This window comes from Parabacteroides sp. 20_3, from assembly GCF_964238835.1.
In the GTDB taxonomy this organism is placed as follows: Bacteria; Bacteroidota; Bacteroidia; order Bacteroidales; family Tannerellaceae; genus Parabacteroides; species Parabacteroides distasonis.
On the sequence record NZ_CAXSNO010000001.1, the window covers coordinates 257276 to 280581 of the forward strand.

General features: G+C 45.0%; 16 protein-coding genes, 1 tRNA gene and 1 pseudogene. 12 read left to right on the top strand and 6 right to left on the bottom strand.

Features of this window, described 5'->3' with window-relative positions; all coding sequences use genetic code 11:
• Nucleotides 1–34: 34 nt before the first annotated feature.
• The gene (locus tag ACESPU_RS01075) at nucleotides 35–553 is read left to right on the top strand and encodes a cupin domain-containing protein (protein WP_048927352.1); all 519 of its coding nucleotides are present in this window, start codon (nucleotides 35–37) and stop codon (nucleotides 551–553) included.
• A gap of 202 nt (nucleotides 554–755) precedes the next feature.
• On the opposite strand, the gene ACESPU_RS01080 is transcribed toward ACESPU_RS01075, so the two are convergent.
• The gene (locus tag ACESPU_RS01080; RefSeq protein ID WP_005856636.1) at nucleotides 756–929 is read right to left on the bottom strand and encodes a hypothetical protein; all 174 of its coding nucleotides are present in this window, start codon (nucleotides 927–929) and stop codon (nucleotides 756–758) included.
• A gap of 215 nt (nucleotides 930–1144) precedes the next feature.
• On the opposite strand from ACESPU_RS01080, the gene ACESPU_RS01085 reads away from it, so the two are divergent.
• The gene (locus ACESPU_RS01085; protein ID WP_121961887.1) at nucleotides 1145–2353 is read left to right on the top strand and encodes a hexokinase; all 1209 of its coding nucleotides are present in this window, start codon (nucleotides 1145–1147) and stop codon (nucleotides 2351–2353) included.
• Between the two features lie 223 nt (nucleotides 2354–2576).
• On the opposite strand, the pseudogene ACESPU_RS01090 reads toward ACESPU_RS01085, so the two are convergent.
• Nucleotides 2577–2861, bottom strand: a pseudogene (locus ACESPU_RS01090) (response regulator transcription factor); the annotation flags it as partial.
• Between the two features lie 117 nt (nucleotides 2862–2978).
• Between ACESPU_RS01090 and ACESPU_RS01095 the strand changes: the two are divergent.
• A complete protein-coding gene (locus ACESPU_RS01095; RefSeq protein WP_154395796.1) occupies nucleotides 2979–4175 on the top strand; it encodes a PLP-dependent aminotransferase family protein in 1197 nt (398 codons plus the stop codon).
• On the opposite strand, the gene ACESPU_RS01100 is transcribed toward ACESPU_RS01095, so the two are convergent.
• Both ACESPU_RS01100 and ACESPU_RS01105 read right to left on the bottom strand, forming a co-directional pair.
• On the bottom strand, nucleotides 4163–5584 hold the full coding sequence (locus ACESPU_RS01100; protein ID WP_008772066.1) for a PLP-dependent aminotransferase family protein: 1422 nt from the start codon (nucleotides 5582–5584) through the stop codon (nucleotides 4163–4165). The two genes, ACESPU_RS01095 and ACESPU_RS01100, sit on opposite strands and share 13 nt — an antisense overlap.
• A 425-nt stretch (nucleotides 5585–6009) precedes the next feature.
• Nucleotides 6010–6082 (bottom strand) — tRNA-Lys (locus ACESPU_RS01105).
• Nucleotides 6083–6575: 493 nt separating this feature from the next.
• Between ACESPU_RS01105 and ettA the strand changes: the two genes are divergently transcribed.
• The 4 genes from ettA (at nucleotide 6576) to ACESPU_RS01125 (ending at nucleotide 12837) form a co-directional block, all read left to right on the top strand.
• A complete protein-coding gene (gene ettA / locus ACESPU_RS01110; protein ID WP_005856590.1) occupies nucleotides 6576–8264 on the top strand; it encodes an energy-dependent translational throttle protein EttA in 1689 nt (562 codons plus the stop codon).
• A gap of 26 nt (nucleotides 8265–8290) precedes the next feature.
• The gene (locus tag ACESPU_RS01115; protein ID WP_036651046.1) at nucleotides 8291–8944 is read left to right on the top strand and encodes a DUF1080 domain-containing protein; all 654 of its coding nucleotides are present in this window, start codon (nucleotides 8291–8293) and stop codon (nucleotides 8942–8944) included.
• Nucleotides 8945–9075: 131 nt separating this feature from the next.
• The gene (gene glyA, locus ACESPU_RS01120; RefSeq protein ID WP_005856586.1) at nucleotides 9076–10356 is read left to right on the top strand and encodes a serine hydroxymethyltransferase; all 1281 of its coding nucleotides are present in this window, start codon (nucleotides 9076–9078) and stop codon (nucleotides 10354–10356) included.
• A 129-nt stretch (nucleotides 10357–10485) separates the two neighbouring features.
• Nucleotides 10486–12837: a family 20 glycosylhydrolase gene (locus ACESPU_RS01125; protein WP_005856584.1), complete on the top strand. Its 2352-nt coding sequence runs from the start codon at nucleotides 10486–10488 to the stop codon at nucleotides 12835–12837.
• Between the two features lie 198 nt (nucleotides 12838–13035).
• Here the strand turns inward: ACESPU_RS01125 and ACESPU_RS01130 are convergent, their stop codons facing one another.
• Both ACESPU_RS01130 and ACESPU_RS01135 read right to left on the bottom strand, forming a co-directional pair.
• Entirely contained in the window at nucleotides 13036–14571 is a 1536-nt protein-coding gene (locus tag ACESPU_RS01130) for a carbon-nitrogen hydrolase family protein (RefSeq protein WP_005868392.1), read from the bottom strand.
• 79 nt (nucleotides 14572–14650) lie between these two features.
• Nucleotides 14651–17140, bottom strand: a complete 2490-nt coding sequence (locus ACESPU_RS01135) for an alpha-L-arabinofuranosidase C-terminal domain-containing protein (protein WP_373133080.1) — start codon at nucleotides 17138–17140, stop codon at nucleotides 14651–14653.
• A gap of 179 nt (nucleotides 17141–17319) precedes the next feature.
• Between ACESPU_RS01135 and ACESPU_RS01140 the strand changes: the two genes are divergently transcribed.
• From ACESPU_RS01140 to ACESPU_RS01160, 5 genes are all read left to right on the top strand, one after another.
• On the top strand, nucleotides 17320–17685 hold the full coding sequence (locus tag ACESPU_RS01140; protein WP_195205570.1) for a PleD family two-component system response regulator: 366 nt from the start codon (nucleotides 17320–17322) through the stop codon (nucleotides 17683–17685).
• Entirely contained in the window at nucleotides 17685–18860 is a 1176-nt protein-coding gene (locus ACESPU_RS01145) for a sugar transferase (protein ID WP_005868390.1), read from the top strand. The genes ACESPU_RS01140 and ACESPU_RS01145 overlap by 1 nt, the downstream gene beginning before the upstream one ends.
• A 32-nt stretch (nucleotides 18861–18892) precedes the next feature.
• A complete protein-coding gene (locus ACESPU_RS01150) occupies nucleotides 18893–19669 on the top strand; it encodes a TolC family protein (RefSeq protein ID WP_122115038.1) in 777 nt (258 codons plus the stop codon).
• Nucleotides 19670–19672: 3 nt separating this feature from the next.
• Entirely contained in the window at nucleotides 19673–21832 is a 2160-nt protein-coding gene (locus tag ACESPU_RS01155; RefSeq protein ID WP_122115039.1) for a hypothetical protein, read from the top strand.
• 291 nt (nucleotides 21833–22123) lie between these two features.
• Nucleotides 22124–23302: an O-antigen ligase gene (locus ACESPU_RS01160; RefSeq protein WP_254888187.1), complete on the top strand. Its 1179-nt coding sequence runs from the start codon at nucleotides 22124–22126 to the stop codon at nucleotides 23300–23302.
• Nucleotides 23303–23306: the final 4 nt, after the last annotated feature.

Below are 23306 nucleotides of genomic sequence, written 5' to 3' on the forward strand. Positions count from 1 at the left end.
AAAAGCAATGGAATATCTTAAATAATTTTGTAATATGAATAAAATCAAGAAAACAAATATGAATATAAAGAAAATAACCATTGCCATGTTGATCACATTAATCTCCATTGGCAATATAAACGCACAAGAAATGAAAACTGAAATTCCAAAAATTAGTGAATTCCCTACAGGAAATGAAAACACCGGGTTTGAACAATATTTCTCGGGGAAGTCTTGGCTGGTGCCATTAACAAGCAATAAGGATTTAAACGTACCAATGTTTAACGTAACGTTTGAACCTAACTGCCGAAACAACTGGCACACGCATACAGGAGGGCAGATACTCATCGCCGTAGGTGGTGTGGGTTATTATCAAGAACGAGGTAAAAGCGCCCGTCGTTTACTACCCGGGGATGTTGTCGAAATCGCACCAAACATAGAGCATTGGCACGGCGCCTCACCGGACAGTTGGTTTTCGCATATCGCCGTAGAATGTAATCCCCAAACCAATAAAAACACTTGGCTTGAGCCGGTAAGTGATGAGGAATATGGGAAGGCCGTAAATGATAAGTAGTAGATTTTCCTTATCGTTTACACAAACCGAGCCTAAAAGACACTCCGGTTTCCCCTAGAAGAAACTGCAGTTTCTATCCTAGCGGGAAACTGTAGTTTCCTAAGAAAGAAATACAAAGAAACTGTAATATACTAGTAAACAGAATATTGAATAATATATTCTCATCCTATGCCCTGTATATAAGACATTTTTCTCACAAAATTCAATCCGTACAATTAATATCATTAACAGATTCATTCTCATACGCAGACTTTTGTGATTTTATAAATATATCACGGTACTCATCAAGTAAGTTAATGTCCTGCAAATCATTAACGCCTAAAATCTCACGGATTAAATCCGCCTTGCCTGCTTCTATCTCCACTTTCGGTATCATATATCTTAATTTAGATTAATAAATAAAATCATCTGTTTGATGTTTTAAACAGACATCGTCACCCTTTTGTTTATACAAAATTTAAATTTAACACGACAAATTTTACAGTATCCAAAATTTATCTCCTTAACTTAATCAACCAATAAGGATAGTCAAATCCCTTTCTAAATTGTTATTCACTAACAAGGATATTTCAAAATCAAAAAATCAATCTTATGGAGAAAAATATTTTCTGGTTAGAAAATGACCAACTCAAAGAGATAGCCTGTTCATTTCGGGAAAAGGTTGAAGAGGGATTAAAACATGAAAATGCGGAGATACAATGCATACCGACTTTTATCTCTCCCAAAACCTCTGATATTAATGGAAAAGCATTGGTTCTCGATTTAGGAGGAACCAACTATAGAGTAGCGACCGTCGATCTTGGACAAGGATCACCAACCATCCATCCCAACAATGGGTGGAAAAAAGACATGTCGATCATGAAATCACCGGGATATACTCGTGAGGAGCTATTTAAAGAATTAGCCGATATGATTGTCGGGATAAAACGGGATGAGGAAATGCCAATCGGCTATTGTTTTTCTTATCCAGCAGAATCCGTACTCAGTGGAGACGCCAAATTGTTACGTTGGACAAAAGGAGTCGACATTAAAGAAATGGTAGGGCAATTAGTTGGCAAACCACTTCTCGACTACCTAAACGAACATTGTAAAATCAAATTTACAGGTATTAAAGTATTAAACGATACTATCGCCAGCTTGTTTGCCGGCCTAACCGACAATAGCTATGACGCCTATATCGGTCTGATCGTAGGAACAGGCACCAACATGGCCACTTTCATTCCGGCGGATAAAATAAAGAAATTAGATCCGAGCTATAATATACAAGGCTTAGTCCCTGTCAACCTAGAGTCGGGCAACTTCCATCCTCCATTCCTCACGACAGTCGATGATACGGTTGACGCCATTTCAGACAGCCTTGGAAAACAGCGGTTTGAGAAAGCGGTTTCGGGTATGTATCTAGGCGATATATTGAAAGCGGCTTTCCCTTTGGATGAGTTTGAGAATAAATTCGATGCCCAAAAATTGACCGCTATCATGAACTATCCGGATATTCACAAGGACGTATATGTAGATGTAGCTCATTGGATCTACAACAGATCAGCACAATTAGTCGCCGCATCGCTACTGGGCCTTATTCAGTTACTGAGATCATATAATAAAGATATACAAAAAATCTGTCTAGTAGCCGAAGGCAGTCTATTTTGGAGCGAGAATAGAAAAGATAAAAACTATAACATTCTTGTTCTGGAGAAATTACAAGAACTCCTTAATGAATCCGCATTAGCGGATGTCGAAATCCATATCAACAATATGAATAACGCAAACTTGATAGGAACAGGTATAGCGGCGCTCTCTTGAAATCAATATGAATGAAGTGAATCTTGAACTATAAAATTACGTTTTTCAAAATAAATAGAAAGTGCGGGTATTCTTTACATACGATACCCGCACTACTTTTTCCGCAGAAAAATGATTGTATAATTCACTCATAGCGCATCGCACAAATGGATTCAGCCCCAGAGGATGAAATATAACCGCAATCATATCAATATTAGCTAGTGGTTTGGATTGGATATCGTAATCAATAGAGAATACCGAAATTTTCCGCCTTATTGATAGCTTCGATCGCATTATCTACATTTAGCTTTGCCAATATATTCTTTCGGTGATTATTTACCGTATAAATACTAAGATTTAGCTTATAAGCGATCTCTTTGCTCAGAAAACCTTGCCGAATTAATATTAGTATTTCTTTCTCACGCTTGGTTAATTGAGGTTCGGCTAGAATAACTGTCGACGCAAGTATCAGTCCTGTCTTTCTATTGATAACTGTCCGTTTAATTCTTTCGGTAGGCGATACAATCGGGATAATACTTGGTTCCGAAAATCTGTACCCGCTGATATTGTGCAAATTGTATCTGTTCTCATTTATCTATTATGCTTTACTTTGCATTATTTTAGTTTTCAAATATATTTAATGATTATGAAGTTGAAATTTGCCAAGAGAATGTCTTATATAAAGGCTTCGGAAATAAGAGAAATACTCAAAGTTACAGAACGGGAAGATGTTATTTCATTTGCTGGTGGACTACCTGCCCCTGAGCTATTCCCCATAGATGAAATTAACAAAATGAATCAGGTCGTTTTGCAAGAAGCAGGAGCAAAAGCTCTTCAATATACGACTACTGAAGGGTATTATCCTTTACGTGAATGGATTGCCAAACGAATGAATGAACGCTTAGGGACATCGTTTGATAAGGATAATATTCTTATAACTCACGGTTCGCAACAAGGATTAGATTTATCCGGAAAAGTATTTCTGGACGATGGTGATATCGTATTGTGTGAAAGCCCCACCTATTTAGCAGCAATTAGCGCATTCAAATCATATGGGAGTGGCTTCATTGAAATTCCAACAGATGAAGAAGGCATGGATATGGCTACTTTGGAAGAGGTACTGAATAATACTCAAAATATAAAACTAATATATGTAATACCAACCTTTCAAAATCCCACTGGAAAAACATGGAGTTTGGAAAGACGAAAAAAACTGGCTGAACTATCTGCTTTATATGATATTCCTGTTATTGAAGATAACCCTTATGGAGAATTAAGGTTTGAAGGAGAGTCTTTACCCTCTATAAAGTCTTTTGATAAGGTAGGTAATATCTTATGTACTGGTAGTTTTTCTAAAATCTTTTGTCCGGGCTTTCGGATTGGGTGGATTGCAGGTGATAAAGATATTATCCGCAAGTATGTGTTAGTTAAGCAGGGCACTGATTTGCAGTGTAACACAATAGCTCAAATGACTATTGCCGAATATCTAAAACGATATGATATTGATGAGCATATTAGCAAAATAGTAGAAGTCTACAGAAAACGCAGAGATATAGCATTAGAATGTATTGAACGCTATTTTCCTAATGACATAAAATATACTCATCCTCAAGGCGGGTTATTTACTTGGATTGAATTACCCGAAAATATTTCAGCGCGTGACATCCTGCAAAAATGCATTGAACAGAAAATAGCCTTTGTACCCGGCGGTTCATTTTATCCTGTTGAGCACAAAGAAAATACATTTAGAATAAATTACTCTAATATGCCAGAAGATAGAATCATGAAAGGACTTCAAGTAATAGGGGAAGTACTAAAGGAATACATACATCAGTTAAAGTGATTTTTAATTATATCCCCCAATTGTTTTAAACGTTCTTCAAGAAGTGGAGTCCAACGTTGTCCATAGCTTAAACGCATACAATTGGTATATTGCTCTTGTAATGTAAACATACGTCCGGGGGCTATGCTTATTTTTCGCTGCATAGCCCGATAATAAAGTTCTGTCGTATCAATCTGTTTGTCTAATTCCACCCAAAGCATAAATCCTCCCTGTGGAGTAACAATTTTTGTATTCTCGGGGAAGTAATCCATGATGGAATGGGCAAAATGAATACTGTTTGCGTATAATTCTTGTCGCAGTTTACGTAAATGGTTTTCGTATCTGTCATTCTCCATGAAATTGGCAACCGCTTCTTGATTAAGCGCAGGCGTAGAAATAAGGTGAATATTCTTTTGGCGAATAATAGCATGTTTAAATTTGCCGGGAGCAATCCATCCTACCCGATACCCCGGCGCTAATGTTTTAGATACCGCACCACACCATAAAACAAGCCCCTTCTTGTCAAAAGCCTTGCAGGGCTTAGGACGTGAATTTCCAAAAAATAAATCACCATATAAATCATCCTCGATCAAAGGTATATCATATCCGGCCAGCATATCAACAACTACCCTTTTATGTTCATCAGGCATACAACTTCCCAATGGGTTATTAAAGTTGCTTATAAGCAGGCAAGCTTTAATTTGTGGTAAAACTTTTTTCAGCGCATCTGGATCAATCCCTGTTACTGGATTGGTAGGTAATTCCAATATACGCAACCCCATACTATTGGCTAATTGTAACATTCCAAAATAGACCGGACTTTCAACCGCAATAGTATCTCCTACCTTAGTAATTACAGATAAAGCTAAAGCAACCGCATTAGTAACTCCAGCAGTTGTCACTATATCATCTTCTGTCAAGTTTCCCTTCCAACTATACGTAAAACGAGCTATAGATTTACGTAATCGCATATTTCCCTGTGTTTCATCATACCGGGTTCCATTACCCGGAAGTGCCTGCATAGCTCTTATAAGTTCTTTATTAAGTTTTGCAATTGGTAATAAAATATCTTCGGGCATTCCTAATGAAAATCGAGTGATCGATTTATCTCCTATTTCTAACGAGCTGTATACGTCAGCAATCAAATCTATCACCTCTTTGCTCTCAGGCTTTACAGACGGTTGTGTTGTCGCTGGAACAGATAGGCGTATGGGTTTGTAATTGACAATATAACCTGATTTTGGGCGTGATATTATAAATCCGTCTTTTTCCAATTCATAATATGCCTGAATTGCAGTATTAAGACTTACACCATTTTCATTGCTAATAGTGCGTAAAGAAGGTAGTTTCTCACCAGCTTTCCACACGCCTTTCTTAATTTGACAGGCAATAGTTCTCGCTATTTCTTGATATAGGATTTCTTTTTTCATACTTGTCAGGTGTTATCTGTATCCTGCAAATATACAAAAATCGTGTCTGTATCTGTTTTGGACTTTGAATTACTTTTACAGAATGACTTTTGTATTGCTTTGCTATTCTTAAATGAAAGAAAGGTATTCGAGTAAACAACTGAATTTAAACACCATTAATAAAAAAATCACAGTAAAACAGGTTTCAGATGATAATATCTAAAATCAATACAGAGATTGAAACCTTCTGCCTGGATAGTGATTTCCGACAATCGTACCCCCTAATCGTTTTTTGGGGAAGGGGGTACGATTTGGATACTCAACCGTGTCTTTTCGTGCCCCTTTTTTGTCTTTCAGGCAAGACTGAAACAATAAAAAAAGTCCTACAATACGTTGATATTGTAGGACTTGTCTCTTTTTTGTCGCCGTTTGGCTTTGTTCTTATGTGATCCGCCTGGGGCTCGAACCCAGGACCCCAACATTAAAAGTGTTGTGCTCTACCAGCTGAGCTAGCGAATCATCCTGTGCGTTACTTTTGTAATGCGAGTGCAAAGATAGGGGGTTTTATTTTATTATACAAATTTCAAGAGGGATAAATTTTAGTTTTTTCATGGGGAGCAAACGCAAGAAACAAGATATAAGCACTTTACATCACGTATTACATCATGCATAAACCGGTTACATATCTTCACAAGACGAAGACGAACCACAATCCTAAATCGTTAGGATCACACAACCTAAAGCCACATGATCGCACAGTCCTAACCACAACGCCGCACAACCTCTCCTACCCTCATTTATGATAACGCTAAAGCTCAACTTCCGAGGAATAGCATATCTACCGGCTTCTTGCACAAGAGAATTGAACCGAGTAATCTCCACACGCCAAACTTGGCAATCGGTAGATATCTGATACCTATGATCTTTGTTAATTTGTAAAATAAAAGATATTTACGTAGATTTGTACACCATTATTTTAAGTTAAGGAATCAATTAACACACAAAAAATTATATGGCAGACGATAAGAAGATTATTTTCTCGATGGTAGGCGTGAACAAGATCTTTCCGCCTCAAAAACAGGTTTTAAAGAATATATATCTGTCCTTTTTCTATGGGGCGAAGATCGGAATCATCGGATTGAATGGTTCCGGTAAATCTACGTTGCTGAAGATTATCGCCGGTATCGATAAGGATTATCAAGGAGAGGTGGTCTTCTCCCCCGGGTATTCCGTAGGGTATCTGGAGCAGGACCCTAAGTTGGAGCCGGGCAAGACCGTGAAGGAGATCGTGCAGGAAGGCGTGCAGGAGATCGTGGACACCTTGAAAGAATATGAGGAGGTGAACGAGCGATTCGGCGATCCGGAGGTGCTGGAAGATCCGGATAAGATGGATGCCTTGATCAACCGTCAGGCGGAGTTGCAGGACAAGATCGACGCTACGGACGCATGGAACCTCGACAGCCGTCTGGAACGTGCCATGGACGCTTTGCGTTGTCCGCCGGAAGATCAGGTGGTGGATACGTTGTCCGGAGGCGAGCGTCGCCGGGTGGCCCTTTGCCGATTGCTGCTCCAGCAGCCGGACGTATTGCTGTTGGATGAGCCGACCAACCACTTGGACGCCGAGTCGATCGACTGGTTGGAGCAACATCTGCAACAATATGCCGGTACCGTTATCTGCATCACGCACGACCGTTACTTCCTAGACCACGTGGCCGGATGGATCCTTGAGCTGGATCGTGGCGAGGGTATCCCTTGGAAGGGTAATTACTCCTCTTGGCTAGACCAGAAGACGAAGCGTATGGCTCAAGAAGAGAAGCAAGTCAGCAAGCGCCGTAAGACCTTGGAGCGTGAGCTGGAATGGATCAATATGGCGCCGAAGGCCCGTCACGCCAAGGGTAAGGCACGTCTGAACTCGTACGAGGCCCTCTTGAACGAGGACCAGAAGGAGCGTGAGGCTAAGCTGGAGATCTTCATCCCGAACGGCCCTCGCTTGGGCAATAAGGTGATCGAGGCACAGCATGTGGCAAAGGCGTTCGGCGATAAGCTGCTGTTCGATGATTTGAACTTCATGCTTCCCCCGAATGGTATCGTGGGAGTCATCGGGCCAAACGGTGCCGGTAAGACTACCTTATTTAAGATGATCATGGGCATGGAAAGCATCGACAAGGGGACCTTCGAGGTGGGCGAGACCGTACAAGTAGGTTACGCCGACCAGACCCATAAGGATATAGACCCGAAAAAGACCGTTTACCAAGTCGTATCCGGCGGACAAGAATTCATCCGTATGGGCGGCAAGGAGGTGAACGCACGCGCTTACCTGTCTAAATTCAATTTCGCGGGAGCGGATCAAGAGAAGCTATGCGGCGTACTCTCCGGAGGAGAGCGTAACCGCCTGCATCTGGCGCTGACGCTGAAAGCGGACGCGAACGTATTGCTGCTCGACGAGCCGACCAACGATATCGACGTGAACACGCTACGTGCCTTGGAGGAGGGGCTGGAGAACTTCGCCGGTTGCGCCGTCGTCGTCTCTCACGACCGTTGGTTCTTGGACCGTATCTGTACCCATATCCTGTCGTTCGAGGGCGATTCCAACGTGGTCTTCTACGAAGGGACCTATTCCGAGTACGAGGAATACAAACGTAAGACACTGGGCGACGCCGAGCCGAAACGGGTACGCTATCGCAAACTAATCGTTGATTAATCATACTATAAATAGAGTTTAATGCCATGAAAAAAAGAATGCTATCTTTGGCTGTATTAGCCGCTTCCCTCTTCTGTTTCTCCGATGGGGCGAACGCACAGAAGACCGAGAAACTGTTCAACGGGAAAGACCTGTCTAACTGGAATTTCGTAGTCGACAAAAACTCCGTCCCCGCCGATCAGGTCTATTCCGTACGCGACGGTAAGATCTTCATCACCGGCCAGCCTTTCGGCTATATGTACACCAAGGAGAAATACAGCGACTATAAATTGCACGTGGAATGGCGTTGGCCGAATGGGGATTCCAACGCGAACAGCGGCATCTTCCTGCATATCGCAGACCTAAAGAACCCCTTCCCGAACGGGATCGAGTGTAATCTGCAAGCCGGGAGGGCCGGATTGTTCGTACTGCTGGGAGGCTCCGACCTTGTCGAGTACCAGCAACGCCCGGGAGAGGAACGTCCCTTCTTCCCTGTCGTAAAGAACGTGAACCCGTCCAGCGAGAAGCCCGCCGGAGAGTGGAACGAGGCGAACATCTTCGTGAAAGACGGCGTCATCACCGTTTACATCAACGGCGTATACCAGAACACCGGAACCAACAAGGTGAAGGAAGGCCATATCGGGCTACAGAGCGAGGGTAAGGAGGTTGAGTTCAGAAACGTAACCCTCACCAAGTGGTAAGCGGAGCCGTTTCCGGCGCATCTGTAATAATTAAACGGAATCTTTTAAATAGTATTAAAATAATATAGTACATTCGCGAGGATTCCTTTTCAATGAGGAACATATCATTGCAATAACCAATTTAAGAGGTAATGAAAAGAGACAACATCATTTTTGACATTATCGAGAAGGAGCACCAACGCCAATTGAAAGGCATTGAGTTGATCGCTTCCGAGAACTTTGTCAGCGACCAGGTCATGCAGGCCATGGGAAGCTGTCTGACCAACAAATACGCCGAGGGATATCCCGGCAAGCGTTATTATGGGGGTTGCGAGGTAGTAGACCAAAGTGAGACGATCGCTATCGAACGGTTGAAAAAGCTATTCAACGCCGAATGGGCCAACGTGCAGCCTCACTCCGGGGCGCAGGCCAACGCAGCCGTATTTTTCGCCGTATTGAATCCGGGCGACACGTTCCTCGGGTTGAACCTGTCGCATGGCGGACACCTGTCCCACGGTTCACCAGTAAATAGCTCCGGCGTTCTCTATCACGCTACCGAATATAATGTAAAGGAAGATACCGGACGGGTGGACTACGACCAAATGGAGGAAGTAGCCCTTCGTGAGAAACCGAAATTGATCGTTGGCGGTGGTTCCGCTTATTCCCGTGACTGGGATTACAAACGTATGCGTGAGATAGCCGACAAGGTAGGCGCCTTATTGATGATCGATATGGCTCACCCGGCAGGCCTGATCGCCGCCGGTTTACTGAACAACCCGCTGGAGTACGCTCACATCGTAACGTCTACGACGCATAAGACCCTGCGGGGTCCTCGTGGCGGTATCATCCTGCTGGGTAAGGATTTCGAGAATCCTTGGGGCAAGAAGACACCGAAAGGCGAGATCAAGAAGATGTCTCAGTTGTTGGACTCCGCCGTATTCCCGGGTATCCAGGGTGGTCCGCTGGAGCATGTGATCGCGGCCAAGGCCGTAGCCTTCGGAGAGGCTTTGGAGCCGGAATACAAGACGTACCAAGCACAGGTGAAAGCGAACGCCGCCGCTATGGCCAAGGCCTTCACGGACAAAGGGTACAAGATCATCTCCGGCGGTACGGACAACCACAGCATGCTGATCGACCTGCGCACGAAGTTCCCCGACCTGACCGGTAAGGTGGCCGAGAAAGCCTTGGTAGCCGCCGACATCACGGTGAACAAGAACATGGTTCCGTTCGACAGCCGCTCGGCCTTCCAGACCTCCGGTATCCGTGTGGGTACGCCCGCTATCACGACCCGTGGCGCTAAAGAGCCGCTTATGGGCGAGATCGTGGAACTGATCGACACCGTATTGGCAGCTCCCGAATGCGATAAGACTATCGGCGCCGTTCGTGAGAAGGTGAACGGTATCATGAAGGAATATCCTATCTTCGCGTGGTAAATAGGAAATTGAGAATTGAGAATTGAAAAGGATGCCAAACGGCATCTTATCTTCAACTCTCAATTCTCTTTTTAAACTCTCAAAAACATCTAAACAATATTCAATTTTCAACTTTCAATTTTTAATTCTATGAAAAAGCTCCTTGCTACAATCTGCGCCGGCGCTGTCTTGGGTCTGATGGCCTCGTGTGATGATGCTCCCGGTAAAGCGAAAGCTTACAACCAAGGTATCAACATCATCCCGACACCGGTCAGCCTTACGCAGAACGAGGGAAACTTCAAGCTAAACAAAAACACGAAGATCTACGCTTCCACCCCGGAGGCGAAAACCGTAGCCGAGTTCTTCGCGGCTAAAATGAACACGGCGACAGGCTACCAGATAGCTACCGCCGACAAAGAGACCTCCGACGGTATCTCGTTGGTTATCGACGGCTCTCTGGACGTAAACGACGAGGGATACACGTTAGACGTAGCCGACAGCGGCGTCCGTATCAAGGCCAAGACCCCTCAAGGTCTTTTCTACGGTATGCAATCGTTCTTGCAATTGCTGCCCGCCGAGATCGAGAGTCCTTCCGCCGTGAAAGGTATCGCATGGACCGCTCCGGCCGTATCTATCAAGGACGAGCCTCGATTCGGTTACCGTGGTATCATGCTAGACCCCTGCCGCCATTTCATCCCGGTAGAGAATATCAAGAAGCAGCTGGATGTATTGGCCTTGTTCAAGATCAACCGCATGCATTGGCACCTGACCGACGACCAAGGATGGCGTATCGAGATCAAGAAGTACCCGAAACTGACCGAGATCGGCTCTAAGCGCATCGATGGCGAGGGTACCGAGTACGGAGGCTTCTATACCCAAGAGGAGGTGAAGGATATCGTTAAATACGCGGCGGATCGTTTCATCACGATCGTTCCCGAGATAGAGCTTCCGGGACACGAGATGGCCGCTATCGCCGCCTATCCGGAGCTGTCTTGCGAGGGTAAGCAGGGTACTCCCCGTATCATCTGGGGCGTGGAAGACATCGTATTATGCGCCGGGAAGGAAGAACCCTTCCAGTTCTTCGAGGACGTGATCGCCGAGGTAGCTCCCCTATTCCCGGGCGAGTATTTCCATATCGGAGGCGATGAGTGCCCGAAGACGAGCTGGGAGAAATGCCCGCTTTGTCAGGCCCGTATCCGTAAGGAAGGCTTGAAAGGCGACAAGGAGCATACGGCCGAGGAGAAACTGCAGAGCTATTTCGTGCAACGCATGGAGAAGGTCGTAAACAAGCACGGCAAGAAGATGATCGGATGGGACGAGATCCTTGAGGGAGGTCTGGCTCCATCGGCCACGGTAATGTCTTGGCGAGGTGAGGAAGGCGGTATCGCCGCCGCTAGCATGAACCACGACGTGATCATGACCCCGGGAAGCGAGGGTATGTATATCGACCAGTTCCAAGGCGACTACAAGATCAACCCGGTATCTATCGGAGGATTCACCACGGCGGAGCGGGTCTATAAGTACAACCCCGTCCCCGACACGCTGGCAGCGGCCGGTAAAGGGCATTTCATCAAGGGCGTGCAATGCAACGTATGGAGTGAGTACCTTTATAACACGGACATCATGGAGTACCGTATCTATCCTCGTATCCTAGCCCTCTCCGAGATCGCTTGGAGCCCGCTGGACCGGAAGGATTACAAGGACTTCGAACGCCGTCTGGACAACGCTCAGGTTCGCCTAGACGGACACGGTATCAACTACTACATCCCGCAGCCCGAGCAACCGAACGGTTCTTGCAACTTCGTGGCTTTCACGGACAAGGCTACCATGACATTCACCACGAACCGTCCGATGAAGATGGTCTACACGCTGGATGGCACCGAGCCTACCCCGGAATCTACCGTATATACGGCTCCTTTCGACATCACAGAGACTACGACCGTGAAGATCGCTTCCGTGTTGCCTTCCGGCAAGATGGGTAAGCCCCGCACGATCCTCGTGGAGAAACAAACGCTGGCTCCCGCCAAGGAGGTAGCCAAGACGACCCCGGGCCTCGACATGGAGGTATTCGATGGCATGTACCTAAGCGTAAATAATCTGGAGGCTGCTCAGAAGACCGGTAAGAAACAGGTCATCAAGACGACCCGTGAGCTGACCAACCAAGTGCCCGCCCCCGAATCCATGCGAGGCGTGAAGCAATACGCCGCTATCGCTACCGGCTACGTGAATATCCCGGAGGATGGCGTTTATTACATCTCTTCGGATTTAGAGGAGGTATGGATCGACGGCAAGTTGATGGTCAATAACGGTGGCGAGGTAAAACGCTTCTCCCGTCATGACACCTCCGCGGCCTTGGCAAAAGGCTTGCACGAGATCAAGCTGGTATTCCTTGGACACATCATCGGAGGTTGGCCTTCCAACTGGAACGACGGCAGCGTACAACTCCGTAAATCGGATGCCGAGAAATTCACGCCGATCACGGCTGAGATGCTAAGTCATTAAGATCATTTCCGAAGGGGGGAAGCGAGCGATCCTCCCCCCGATATAAACCGTAGGGGCGGGATTCATCCGCCCTCCCACGCATACACGGGAGGGCGGACAGATCCCGCCCCTACTGCATTCTTCTGGCGAATATAATTGTGTTTAATAGCGAACACTACTGTGTTCAACCATGAATACTATTGTGTTCAACCGCAAACACTACTGTTTTTTTACCCTCAACTCATACAAGTCGTGGCGACGGTCCCGAAGGTTACGCACGCTACCATACGTATGCAACTCGTTGAGCAAATCAAGGTCCACGTCCGATACAAGGATCATCTCCGTATTCGGGGTTGCCTCCGCACGCTTGCCATCGGTAGGGAAAGCGAAATCGCAAGGCGTGAACACACCCGACTGGGCGTACTGTATATCCATATTATGCACACGAGGCAGGTTGCCCACGCTGCCCGCTATCACCACGAAGCACTCGTTCTCGATCGCCCGGGCTTGAGCACACACACGAACCCGAGAGTAACCGTTCTGCGTATCCGTAAGGAAAGGCACGAAGAGTATCTGCATCCCTTGGTCGGCCATGATACGGGAAAGCTCCGGGAATTCCACGTCATAGCAGATCAGCACGCCGATCCGGGCGCAATCCGTGTCAAACGTCTTCACCATCTTCCCGCCTGAGAGTCCCCAGCTCTTCTGCTCGTCCGGGGTGACATGTACCTTCTCGTACATCTCGTAGGAGCCGTCACGACGGATCAGGTATCCCACGTTATATAGCGCCCCGTCCTCCTTCAGCAAAGGCATGCTACCGGTGATGATATTGATATTGTAACTGATGGCGAGGTTCACGAATCGCTCACGGATCTCCTCGGTGTACTGTGCCAGCCCACGGATGCTCTGCGCCTCGCCCAGATGGTTGAACTTGGCCATCAGCGGAGCGTTGAAATACTCGGGGAAAAGGACGAAGTCGCTCTTGTAATCGGATACGGCGTCGACGAAGAACTCCACCTGCTCGAACACGTCGTCCAGTGTCTTATAAGGCCGCATCTGCCATTGTACCAGACCGACACGCACGGTTGTCTTCTTATCCACGTAATCCGTCGTAGGCGGCTGGTAATAGATATTATCCCATTGCAGCAGGGTAGCGCAATGCTTCGACTCCTCGTCGTTCGGCAAGTAGTTCATCATCACTTTCCGCACGTGGAAATCGTTGGAGAGCTGGAAGGTGAGCACCGGGTCGTAGATCTGACGTGAGCGCACCTTCTCGATGTATTCCTTCGGACGCATATGATCGGCGTATTTATAATAGTTCGGGATACGTCCGCCGAACATGATCGCCTTCAGGTTCAACTTCTCGCACAGCTCCTTCCGGTACTCGTACATACGGCGGGCCAGCCGGAGGCCCCGGTAGTCCGGATGGATGAACACCTCTATACCATATAATATATTCCCGTTCGGATTATGCGTGCTGAACGTCTCGTTGCCCGTTACCTTGGCGTAGGTATGATCCCCTTTCACCATGTCATAATCCACGATGATGGAGAGGGCGCATCCTACGATCCGGTCATCCACCAGCGTCACGACCTGTCCCTCGGGAAATATCCGTATCAACGTCTCGATCTGCTTGCGGGTCCAGAAAACATCCTTGTCGGCGTATACCCTCTTGAAAGATTGCGACAACTGCGTATAGTCCTCAAGCTGCAAACTCCGGAGCTCTACCTTGTTTATCTTATGCATTGGTTCCATAACACATTTTTTTGTTAAAGTCGCCGCGAAGTTAGGATAAATACAGATAAAGTGTACCGGCCCTCCTGCCCTATCTGACCTACTCCATGTATAATTTCAAGATCGTCACTGAATTAGGCGGGAAATTATAGATAAACGGGCCGCTCATCGGGAATACGATAGGCTCGGTGACAGGCGTTACGGCCCCCGGGTTCTCAAACGTATTACGAGCCTCCGGCTCCCCTCTCAATTGGATCAGCTCCGCCTCGTTACGGATATTCACTCCCTCGATACGCAAAGAGGTCTTCTCCTCGTGGCGGGTCGTATTCACGACCTTCAAGTAAATCACCCGGTTCTCCTTGTCGAGGGTAGCCACGGATACCAACGACGGGATCGGACGCATATCCACCTCATGCAGCAATACGCCGTCCACATAGCAACGGACGCGCTCGTACTCGCACGTCATGCGAACCGTATACCACCGGTTACTCTCAAAAGGGAACCGCACGGGAGAGACCAAGCTATCCTTCACGCCACCTACCTGATGGTACAGCTCGCTCGTTCCCGCCCCGATCGTCAGGGCGATATAATCCGCCTGCTCGCCCGTCCACCCGTTGTCGCGGAGGCGAAGCTGTATCTGCCCGCTACCTTTCGTACGCCGGACGGTAGCCGTATATTCATAGGCGTAGCTCGTAGAGTCGCCGAACAATACCTGGTTCCACCGGTTGGCCTCCGGCACCAACGTACCAGCCTCCGGGACCTTCCATCCCCCGCTCATCACGGATATATCCGATACGGGCACGCCGTCGATCCGCACGTCCTTGAACTCATAGCTATTATCAAACATCTCCACGCCCGCCCGGCCCGTACGTACCTGTGGCTTCTCGTAGGTATCCACGATCGTCTTCAGCACCTCATCCCCCCGATGGCGGGTAAACATCTTTAATAAATGGTAGGAAGGAGAGACCACCGCCTGATGGGTGTTGAAAGAGATCAACGGATGGCGCTGGTTCTCGAACCCGGCGTTGCCCAATACCGGGGCATACGCCAAGCGGCGTACCATATCCGGGTTCTCCTCCGCCCCGACCAAGAAACAGGCCTCGGCCACCGCCGCCCGGAGCGTACCGGCCAAGGGCCGCTCCGTCGTCCCAAACTCCCCGATAAACACCGCCGGCGAACGTCGGGAATACCGGTCGCTATTAAACCTGCTGGCGTTCGAGAGGAAGAAATGCTCCCCGGCGTAATAATGGGAATCCACCCACTCGCTACGGCCTCGCTTCGTGAGGGGCGAACTGCTGATAACGGTAATCTCCGGATAGGCCTCCTTGATCGCCTTGCGGAAAAGCTCAAAGCGCCTGAAATACTCCCCGCCATAGTTCTCGCTGCCGATCTCGACATACTTCAAGTTGAAAGGTTCCGGATGCCCGTTCCTCGCACGCAGGGCGCCCGGCAGGGAATCCGCCGGGGCGTTCGCGTAGGCGATAGCGTCCAAGGCATCTCCCGTGAGCTTATCCATCGCCGTGATATCCTCGTAGCGGGGCCGGCGGCTTTGGCTCGTGATCCCGCTATTAATAACGTAGATAGGCTCCGCCCCCATATCCTCGCACATTTGCAAGTACTCGTGGTAGCCCATGCCGTTCGTCGTACCATAGGCCCATACGTTCCAGAAATGCTTACGCTCCGAGATATCGCCCAGCGTCTCCCTCCAGATAGGGTACGTACCCGCCGTATACCCCTCCACGAAACTGCCTCCGGGGAAACGGATAAAACGAGGGGCCAAGGAATCGACCAGCGCCGCCAAGTCCGGTCTCAGCCCGTTCTTCCGTCCCTTCCACGTATCCTCCGGGAAGAGCGATACCACATCCAGCCAAAACACGGCGGAGGTATCGGCCGTGATCGTCAAGACCGCGTTCGGCGCGTCCTCCGTAGCCGTAAACGTATGCCTGTATCGTTTCCACTCGTATAGCGGCGCTACCTGAAACACATCGCTCAAGACCGTATTAGCCATCGAGTCCTCCAAGGCCACCCGGATGGTACGGGGCACCATATTCGCCCCCTTGGCGAAAAACGATAGATCGTATCGTTCCCCTTTCCGGATCGGTATCCCCCGGTATCCCTCGGCTATCACGCCTCCGCGCCCCGACTCCCCGGAAGTCGATACGGCCACGAGCAACGACCGCCGGTTCTTATCATTCACCAGCTCCTTCATATCCGGGTATATCTGTGTATTAGGGACGATCCGCCTCCATCCCGGTACGGAATCTCCCCGCATGAAAGGGATCGTCCATCCATTCGGGGTAATCAAGACGTTCCGGGCGGCGTCGTAAGGGCAGTTCAAGGGTGGCACGCCATCCTCGAAGCTCCGGTTCTGGATCAGCTCGGCGTACAGCCCCCCATCGATCCCGTGGTTGATCTCCTCAATGGTCAAACCATACAGATCCGGGTTCACGGGAACCGTCAGGCCATCCGCCTCCACGGTTATCGTAGAGATCACCGGCATCTCCGGCTGGCAAGAGGACAAGCCCATCCCGACAATAGCGCCAACCAATAAATGAATAACATCAAAATCTATATATTTCCTCCAACGCATCTTCGAATACTCATCTCATTTATGTGCGTACAAACTTAATCAAAAAATCGCAGTTTCCCCTATTTTCAAAGTCCGAACTGTTTTTTCAAAAAAACAATTGAAAAACATAGATTTTTCCAATTAAAAGTTCTAAATTTGCATGACAAATAAAACAAAAGACGACAACATTATACGACTCTATGGAGAAATCTGTTCTTTTAGTGGATGACAAGCAAGAAATCGCAAAGATAATCATGCTTTATTTATCAAGTACTTACAAGGTATCTTATAAAGAAAATCCTTTGAAAGCGATCGCTTGGCTTCAAGAAGGCAATTTACCGGATTTGATCATCTCAGACTTGAATATGCCAGAAATGTCCGGAGAGGAATTCTTGGTTTATTTAAAAGCGAACTATCTGTTCAGCCATATACCGGTCTTGATCCTATCGAGCGTAGAGAGCAGCTCAAATAGAATCCGTTTGTTTGAGGAAGGGGCGGAAGACTTTATCTTGAAGCCTTTCAATCCAGAGGAATTAAGGGTAAGAGTAAAACGAATATTAAGATAATGAATTATGTCTTTTTCGGTAATAACGTGCCGTTAGCCGAACGTTTACGTAAGGCATTAGGCACCGGGGTCATAGAATGTATAACGCTTCTGCAGATGAAAAACACGCTTCTTCCTGCCGAGGAAATGGATTATTGTGTATTCATCGAGAAAACAGATCCTACGTTAAACATTCCTGCGATCATGCATTTGCATAAGACGTTTCAAAATATATATATCGTATTAATCGCCCCGGAAATGACCCGGGAGGAGAAAATATCCTATTTGCAAGCCGGAACGGACTGTGTCATCTCCGAATCCACCTCTAAGGAAGATTTAGTGAAGCTACTGGGTATCGCCGAGAAATGCAAGAGAATGGAAAAAGCGCGTAAGCCTCAAATAAAAGAGCCTGATCTCGCCATTTTCAAGCTGCCTTTATGGAAAAGGGTCTTCGACATCATTTTCTCATCCATGGCGCTCCTCTGCCTCTCCCCTATCTTTATCATCACGGTGATTTGGATCAAGCTGGAGGACAAAGGCCCCGCTTTCTACAAGTCGAAACGAGTAGGCAGCAATTACAAGGTTTTCGATTTTTATAAGTTCCGCTCTATGTATATGGACGCGGACAAGCGCTTGGCTGAATATAAGAAACTTAATCAGTATATGGAATCTATTGATGAAGAGGCCGTGGCCTCTTCATCAACTTCTGTGAATTCACAGAATGCGACCTCTTTTTTTAAAGAGAATAAACAAAATATCATTTTATATTCTGATAATGACGCTACTCCCGAAAACGACTATCTAAAAATAAAGCGTCACGAACGTTCCAACGCTTTCATCAAATTAGAGAATGATCCCCGTATAACAAAGATCGGCCATATTATCCGGAAATATAGCATTGACGAACTCCCCCAGCTATTCAATATATTAAATGGAGACATGTCAATAGTTGGTAACCGCCCTCTTCCCATATACGAGGCTGAGCTACTGACCAGTGACGAATACATACAACGCTTCATGGCTCCTGCCGGCCTTACAGGTCTTTGGCAAGTAGAGAAACGTGGCAATTCTGGTAGTATGTCCGCCGAGGAACGTAAACAATTAGACATCAAATATGCTCATACCTTTTCTTTCTGGCTAGACATAAAGATTATATTCAAGACGTTTACGGCGTTCGTGCAGAAAGAGGATGTATAAACTATACATAGCTGATAACAAACATAATTCACATGAAGATACTATTTATTCTATTATTCATATTAAATGCTTTTTCAATTGTCGCACAAAAAAAGAAGACATACTTCGATAAAGCGACAACAATAGAAGTAACTTCCGGCACGGATTCTATAAATGCCATGCTAGATGACTATGAACGTATTCAATTACCACCTCTATCGGTTTTTCTGGAATCCGTATATGACCATCCTTCTGTCAGAATTTATGAAGCTAAAAGAGATGAGGCTAACGCCGATATGAAGATTACAAAAAGAGAATGGTTGGACTATTTCAGGGTATACGGCCAATATCAATATGGGCGATTAGTTCAACTTTCTACAAGAGAAACCATAGAAGATCCTTCATTTCTCACCAGTATAGGCAGTAATCAGCATACTTACAGTGTAGGTATTTCCGTGTCTATCCCATTCGGAGACTTATTCAGCCGAGGCCAAAAAGTACGGATGAAGAAAGCTCGTTTCCGTCAATTGGATTATGAGTATGAAATGTCCATAGAAGAACGGAAATTAAGAATACTGGAAGCTTATAATAGTGTCTTACAAGCATTGGCTACATTAAAAGCTAAATCAGATGCTGCCGCACTTTACAACGCCCAGATGAAAATCTCCGAACAAGATTTTATTAATGGAAAAATTGATATTATCTCATTATCAATGGAACGTGGACGTCGTTCTGGTGCCGTGATTTCTTACCAAGAAGGTCGTGCGACCTTGCACAATGCCGTAACTTTATTAGAAATGCTCACAAATATTAAGATTATAAATCGATAACCCATGGATATAACACTTTATATATCGCGTTTTATATATAGAATCCGGCATCAATTAGTATTCGGAACGCTAATAATAACAGCGTTGGTTGCTTATTTCAGTCAATTCTTAGAAAAAAAATATACCGTTACCACTTCTATTTACACGGGTATCACGTCTAATACAGGATTAAATGATGAGACTCGGCCTGATTGGCAAGCTGTGAATAACACCTATGATAACTTGGTAAATCTAACCAAATCAAGAGGAACCTTAGAAAATGTCTCATTGAAATTACTAGCTCTAAACTTAATGCATGGAGATCCGGAAATAGATAATCTATACATAACAGCAAATAACTATAAAAAGTTGATAGCTTCCGTGCCAGAAGAGATCTTACATTTAGTTGACACAGCTTCTCTTGACAAAACCGTTAACTTATTCAAGGAGTATAAATACAGCGACAGTCGTAATTATTTACATGAGTTGTTTAATGGATCTAGTGCATTTTACAGTTACAATGCCTTATCCAGTATTATCATCAGAAGGCAAGGAAACAGCGACTTAATAGAGATAGCTTATACTTCTACCGATCCCGGTATTACATGGAATACGGTCAAATTGGTGAGTGAAGAATTAAAATATTCGTATAACAACTTACGATATCAAACCGCAAATGATATTGTTAAATATTATGAGGAAGAACTTAAGAAACTTCGTGTACAACTGAATAAGCAAGAAAACGAGCTTACTGATTATAATGTAAAGAATAGTGTTATTAACTATATTGAGCAAACTAAAGCTATCGCCCACTCTTTCGCAGACTTTGAGAATCGATATGAGGAGACACGGCGAAATTACGAGAGCTCATCCAGCATTATCAAAAATCTGGAGCAGTACATGGATATTCGTACTAAATTAGTTAAGTCCAATGAGGAATTCATTAATACCTTAGCCGAGGTATCCCGTATTAGTGGTAAAATAACAGAAATAGAGACTTTCACCTCCGATGAAATGCTAAGTAAAGACCAAGAGTTAGTAAAATACAGGGAAGAACTACGAGATGCCGAAAAGAAAATAGGTCTAATTACTAATAATATTAATAGTTATAAAGAAAGTAAAGAAGGTTTAGCCATTGAAGGTTTAGTTCAAGAATGGTTAAATCAAACACTTATACAAGCGAAAGCTCAAGCTGATTTGAAGGTTCTAAACGAGCGCAAGAATGATTTTGCAGATCAATACAAGAATTATTCTCCTATTGGTACACGAATAAATCAACAAGAACGTGAGATTCATGTAACCGAGCAATCTTATCTTGAAGTACTTCATGCTTTAAATATGGCAAAGATGAAGCAGAAGAATCTTCAATTAACCTCTTCAAACTTAAATACGATCTCGGATGCCTCCTATCCTTTATTCAGTGATAAAGGAAAGCGGTTTCTATTAGTTATTGCCGCATTTATTGGTAGCATTATCTTTATTATCGGATTAAACCTAGTTATCGAGTTGCTAGATCGTACGCTCCGGGATGCCGAACGGGCCAGACGTCTTACTGGCATGAATATATTAGGGGCTTTCACAGGACGTAATTCCCAATTAAAATATCGTGGATTCGTAAAAACTTGTAACCGTATCTCTGCGGCTTATGCTTGTAACCGGTTAACACCTTACATCAAAAAGGGCGATACACTTTGTATCAATATACTAAGTCTAGAGGAAAAAGAAGGAAAAACGTTTATCTCACGATATTTCCAGGAATCTTGGGAAGAGCTTGGCTTCAACGTAAAATACCTAAGAGTCGGTCAAGATATCCCAATCGATGCCTCCTTATTCATGGCTGAACATATAGACAAACATATCCAGCTTGAAAGCAGGCCGGATATATTAATCGTTGAGTATCCTTCTATCCAACAGTATGGTGTTCCATCCCATTTGCTAGGGTCAAGCCAAGTCAATTTGTTAGTAGCTAACGCTTGCCGGGTTTGGAAAAATAGCGATACGGAGTTAGTTAAATATCTGCGTGACATTACAGAAGGCACGGCATTGTACTTATATCTAAACAATGCCACGAGAGAGGCCGTGGAAGATTTCACGGGGCAATTACCCCCTCAAACATCTATGCGATCTTTCGCAAACCGGATGATGTATATGGGATTAACGGCGACTAATACCGCTGTAAAATAACGAAAACACATGGAAACATCAAGATACATACAAGAGGACAATACTTCGTTCAAAATATCTCAGCTCTTTCTTGTCTTAGGGTTGGGAGGTATTGGCATATCCTTGCTGTATAACTCAATTCCAGTATTCATACTAATAACTTTGATTCCATTATTCTGTGTAGGAGGTATCCTTTTATTAAGATATCCATGGCTTATATTATTCGTTATATTCACGACCAATTACTTCATATTAGGCATCACCCGATACATTCCCATAGAAGGGATCAGTGTTATTATGGAAATCCTATATATGATAGCTTTGGTACTGATCTTTATTCAAGCTGCCCTTTTCCAAAACATAGAATGGCGTAGAGCATTTAATATCCTAAGTATCGCATTATGTATCTGGATGGGTTATTGCATTTTAGAAATAATCAATCCAACCAGCTCATTAGAAGGTTGGATATTATCAAGAGGATTAATATTCAATGGATTGATTATAGTCATTATTACATCTCTATTATGTACACGCTATTCCATACTCAAAGCTATCATATTTTGTTTATCCATATTCACGTTATTTGCGATAATTAAGACATTAATGCAAAAGTTTATTGGATTTGATAGTTTTGAGACAAAATGGCTTAATGCCGGAGGAGCCACAACGCATATTATTTGGTCTGGAATCCGCTATTTCTCATTCTTTACGGATGCCAGTAATATGGGTGCCAATATGGGTGCCGCCATCATGTTTTTCGGTATAGCCTCGCTCTACATGCGATCTGCATTATGCAAGATATATTATTCATGTATAGCGATTCTAGCACTTTATGCTTTGTTCCTTTCCGGGACAAGAGGAGCTATAATCGTACCATTAGCAGGGCTAGCACTTTACACACTGATCAGCAAACAAACTAAAATGGTCATTGGGGGAGCAAGTATGTTATTGTTTATCTATATCTTTTTCGCTTTTACGACTATAGGACAAAGCAACTCATCTATCAGAAGAATTAGAACCGCTTTTAACCCAACCAAAGATGCCTCATATATCGTACGCAAAGAAAATCAAAAAAAATTAGCCACATATCTCAAATATAAGCCCTTTGGAGAAGGGCTTGGACTATCTGGAGATGGATTAGGAGTAAAAATATCCACTCGTTTTACCACTTCTATTCCAACTGATTCTTGGTACGTGAAAATTTGGGTAGAAACAGGCATAGTTGGATTGATTCTTTATCTTAGTATGATTTTTTTTACTATAGGATGGGGAGGGTGGATCATTGCCACACAGATCAAGGATCTTGAACTAAAAGGATTATTGTCCGGATTACTTTGTGGTATATTCGGTATGTTCATTAACGCATACGCAAACTCGTTTTGGGGTCAATTTCCAACAATGATAATCGCATTTATGGGGCTAACATTTGTGTTAAACGGTCCTTACTTTGACAAAGAGATACGAATAAAAAAAATTAACTGTTTCAAATAAATAA

Bases quoted from the DNA above. Each gene is read 5' to 3' on its own strand.
- ACESPU_RS01115 (WP_036651046.1), top strand. From the start codon at position 8,291: ATGAAAAAAAGAATGCTATCTTTGGCTGTATTAGCCGCTTCCCTCTTC.
- ACESPU_RS01135 (WP_373133080.1), bottom strand. From the start codon at position 17,140: ATGCGTTGGAGGAAATATATAGATTTTGATGTTATTCATTTATTGGTT.
- ACESPU_RS01075 (WP_048927352.1), top strand. From the start codon at position 35: ATGAATAAAATCAAGAAAACAAATATGAATATAAAGAAAATAACCATT.
- ACESPU_RS01130 (WP_005868392.1), bottom strand. From the start codon at position 14,571: ATGGAACCAATGCATAAGATAAACAAGGTAGAGCTCCGGAGTTTGCAG.
- glyA (WP_005856586.1), top strand. From the start codon at position 9,076: ATGAAAAGAGACAACATCATTTTTGACATTATCGAGAAGGAGCACCAA.
- ACESPU_RS01140 (WP_195205570.1), top strand. From the start codon at position 17,320: ATGGAGAAATCTGTTCTTTTAGTGGATGACAAGCAAGAAATCGCAAAG.
- ACESPU_RS01095 (WP_154395796.1), top strand. From the start codon at position 2,979: ATGAAGTTGAAATTTGCCAAGAGAATGTCTTATATAAAGGCTTCGGAA.
- ACESPU_RS01160 (WP_254888187.1), top strand. From the start codon at position 22,124: ATGATAGCTTTGGTACTGATCTTTATTCAAGCTGCCCTTTTCCAAAAC.
- ACESPU_RS01085 (WP_121961887.1), top strand. From the start codon at position 1,145: ATGGAGAAAAATATTTTCTGGTTAGAAAATGACCAACTCAAAGAGATA.
- ACESPU_RS01125 (WP_005856584.1), top strand. From the start codon at position 10,486: ATGAAAAAGCTCCTTGCTACAATCTGCGCCGGCGCTGTCTTGGGTCTG.
- ACESPU_RS01155 (WP_122115039.1), top strand. From the start codon at position 19,673: ATGGATATAACACTTTATATATCGCGTTTTATATATAGAATCCGGCAT.
- ACESPU_RS01145 (WP_005868390.1), top strand. From the start codon at position 17,685: ATGAATTATGTCTTTTTCGGTAATAACGTGCCGTTAGCCGAACGTTTA.
- ACESPU_RS01100 (WP_008772066.1), bottom strand. From the start codon at position 5,584: ATGAAAAAAGAAATCCTATATCAAGAAATAGCGAGAACTATTGCCTGT.
- ACESPU_RS01150 (WP_122115038.1), top strand. From the start codon at position 18,893: ATGAAGATACTATTTATTCTATTATTCATATTAAATGCTTTTTCAATT.
- ACESPU_RS01080 (WP_005856636.1), bottom strand. From the start codon at position 929: ATGATACCGAAAGTGGAGATAGAAGCAGGCAAGGCGGATTTAATCCGT.
- ettA (WP_005856590.1), top strand. From the start codon at position 6,576: ATGGCAGACGATAAGAAGATTATTTTCTCGATGGTAGGCGTGAACAAG.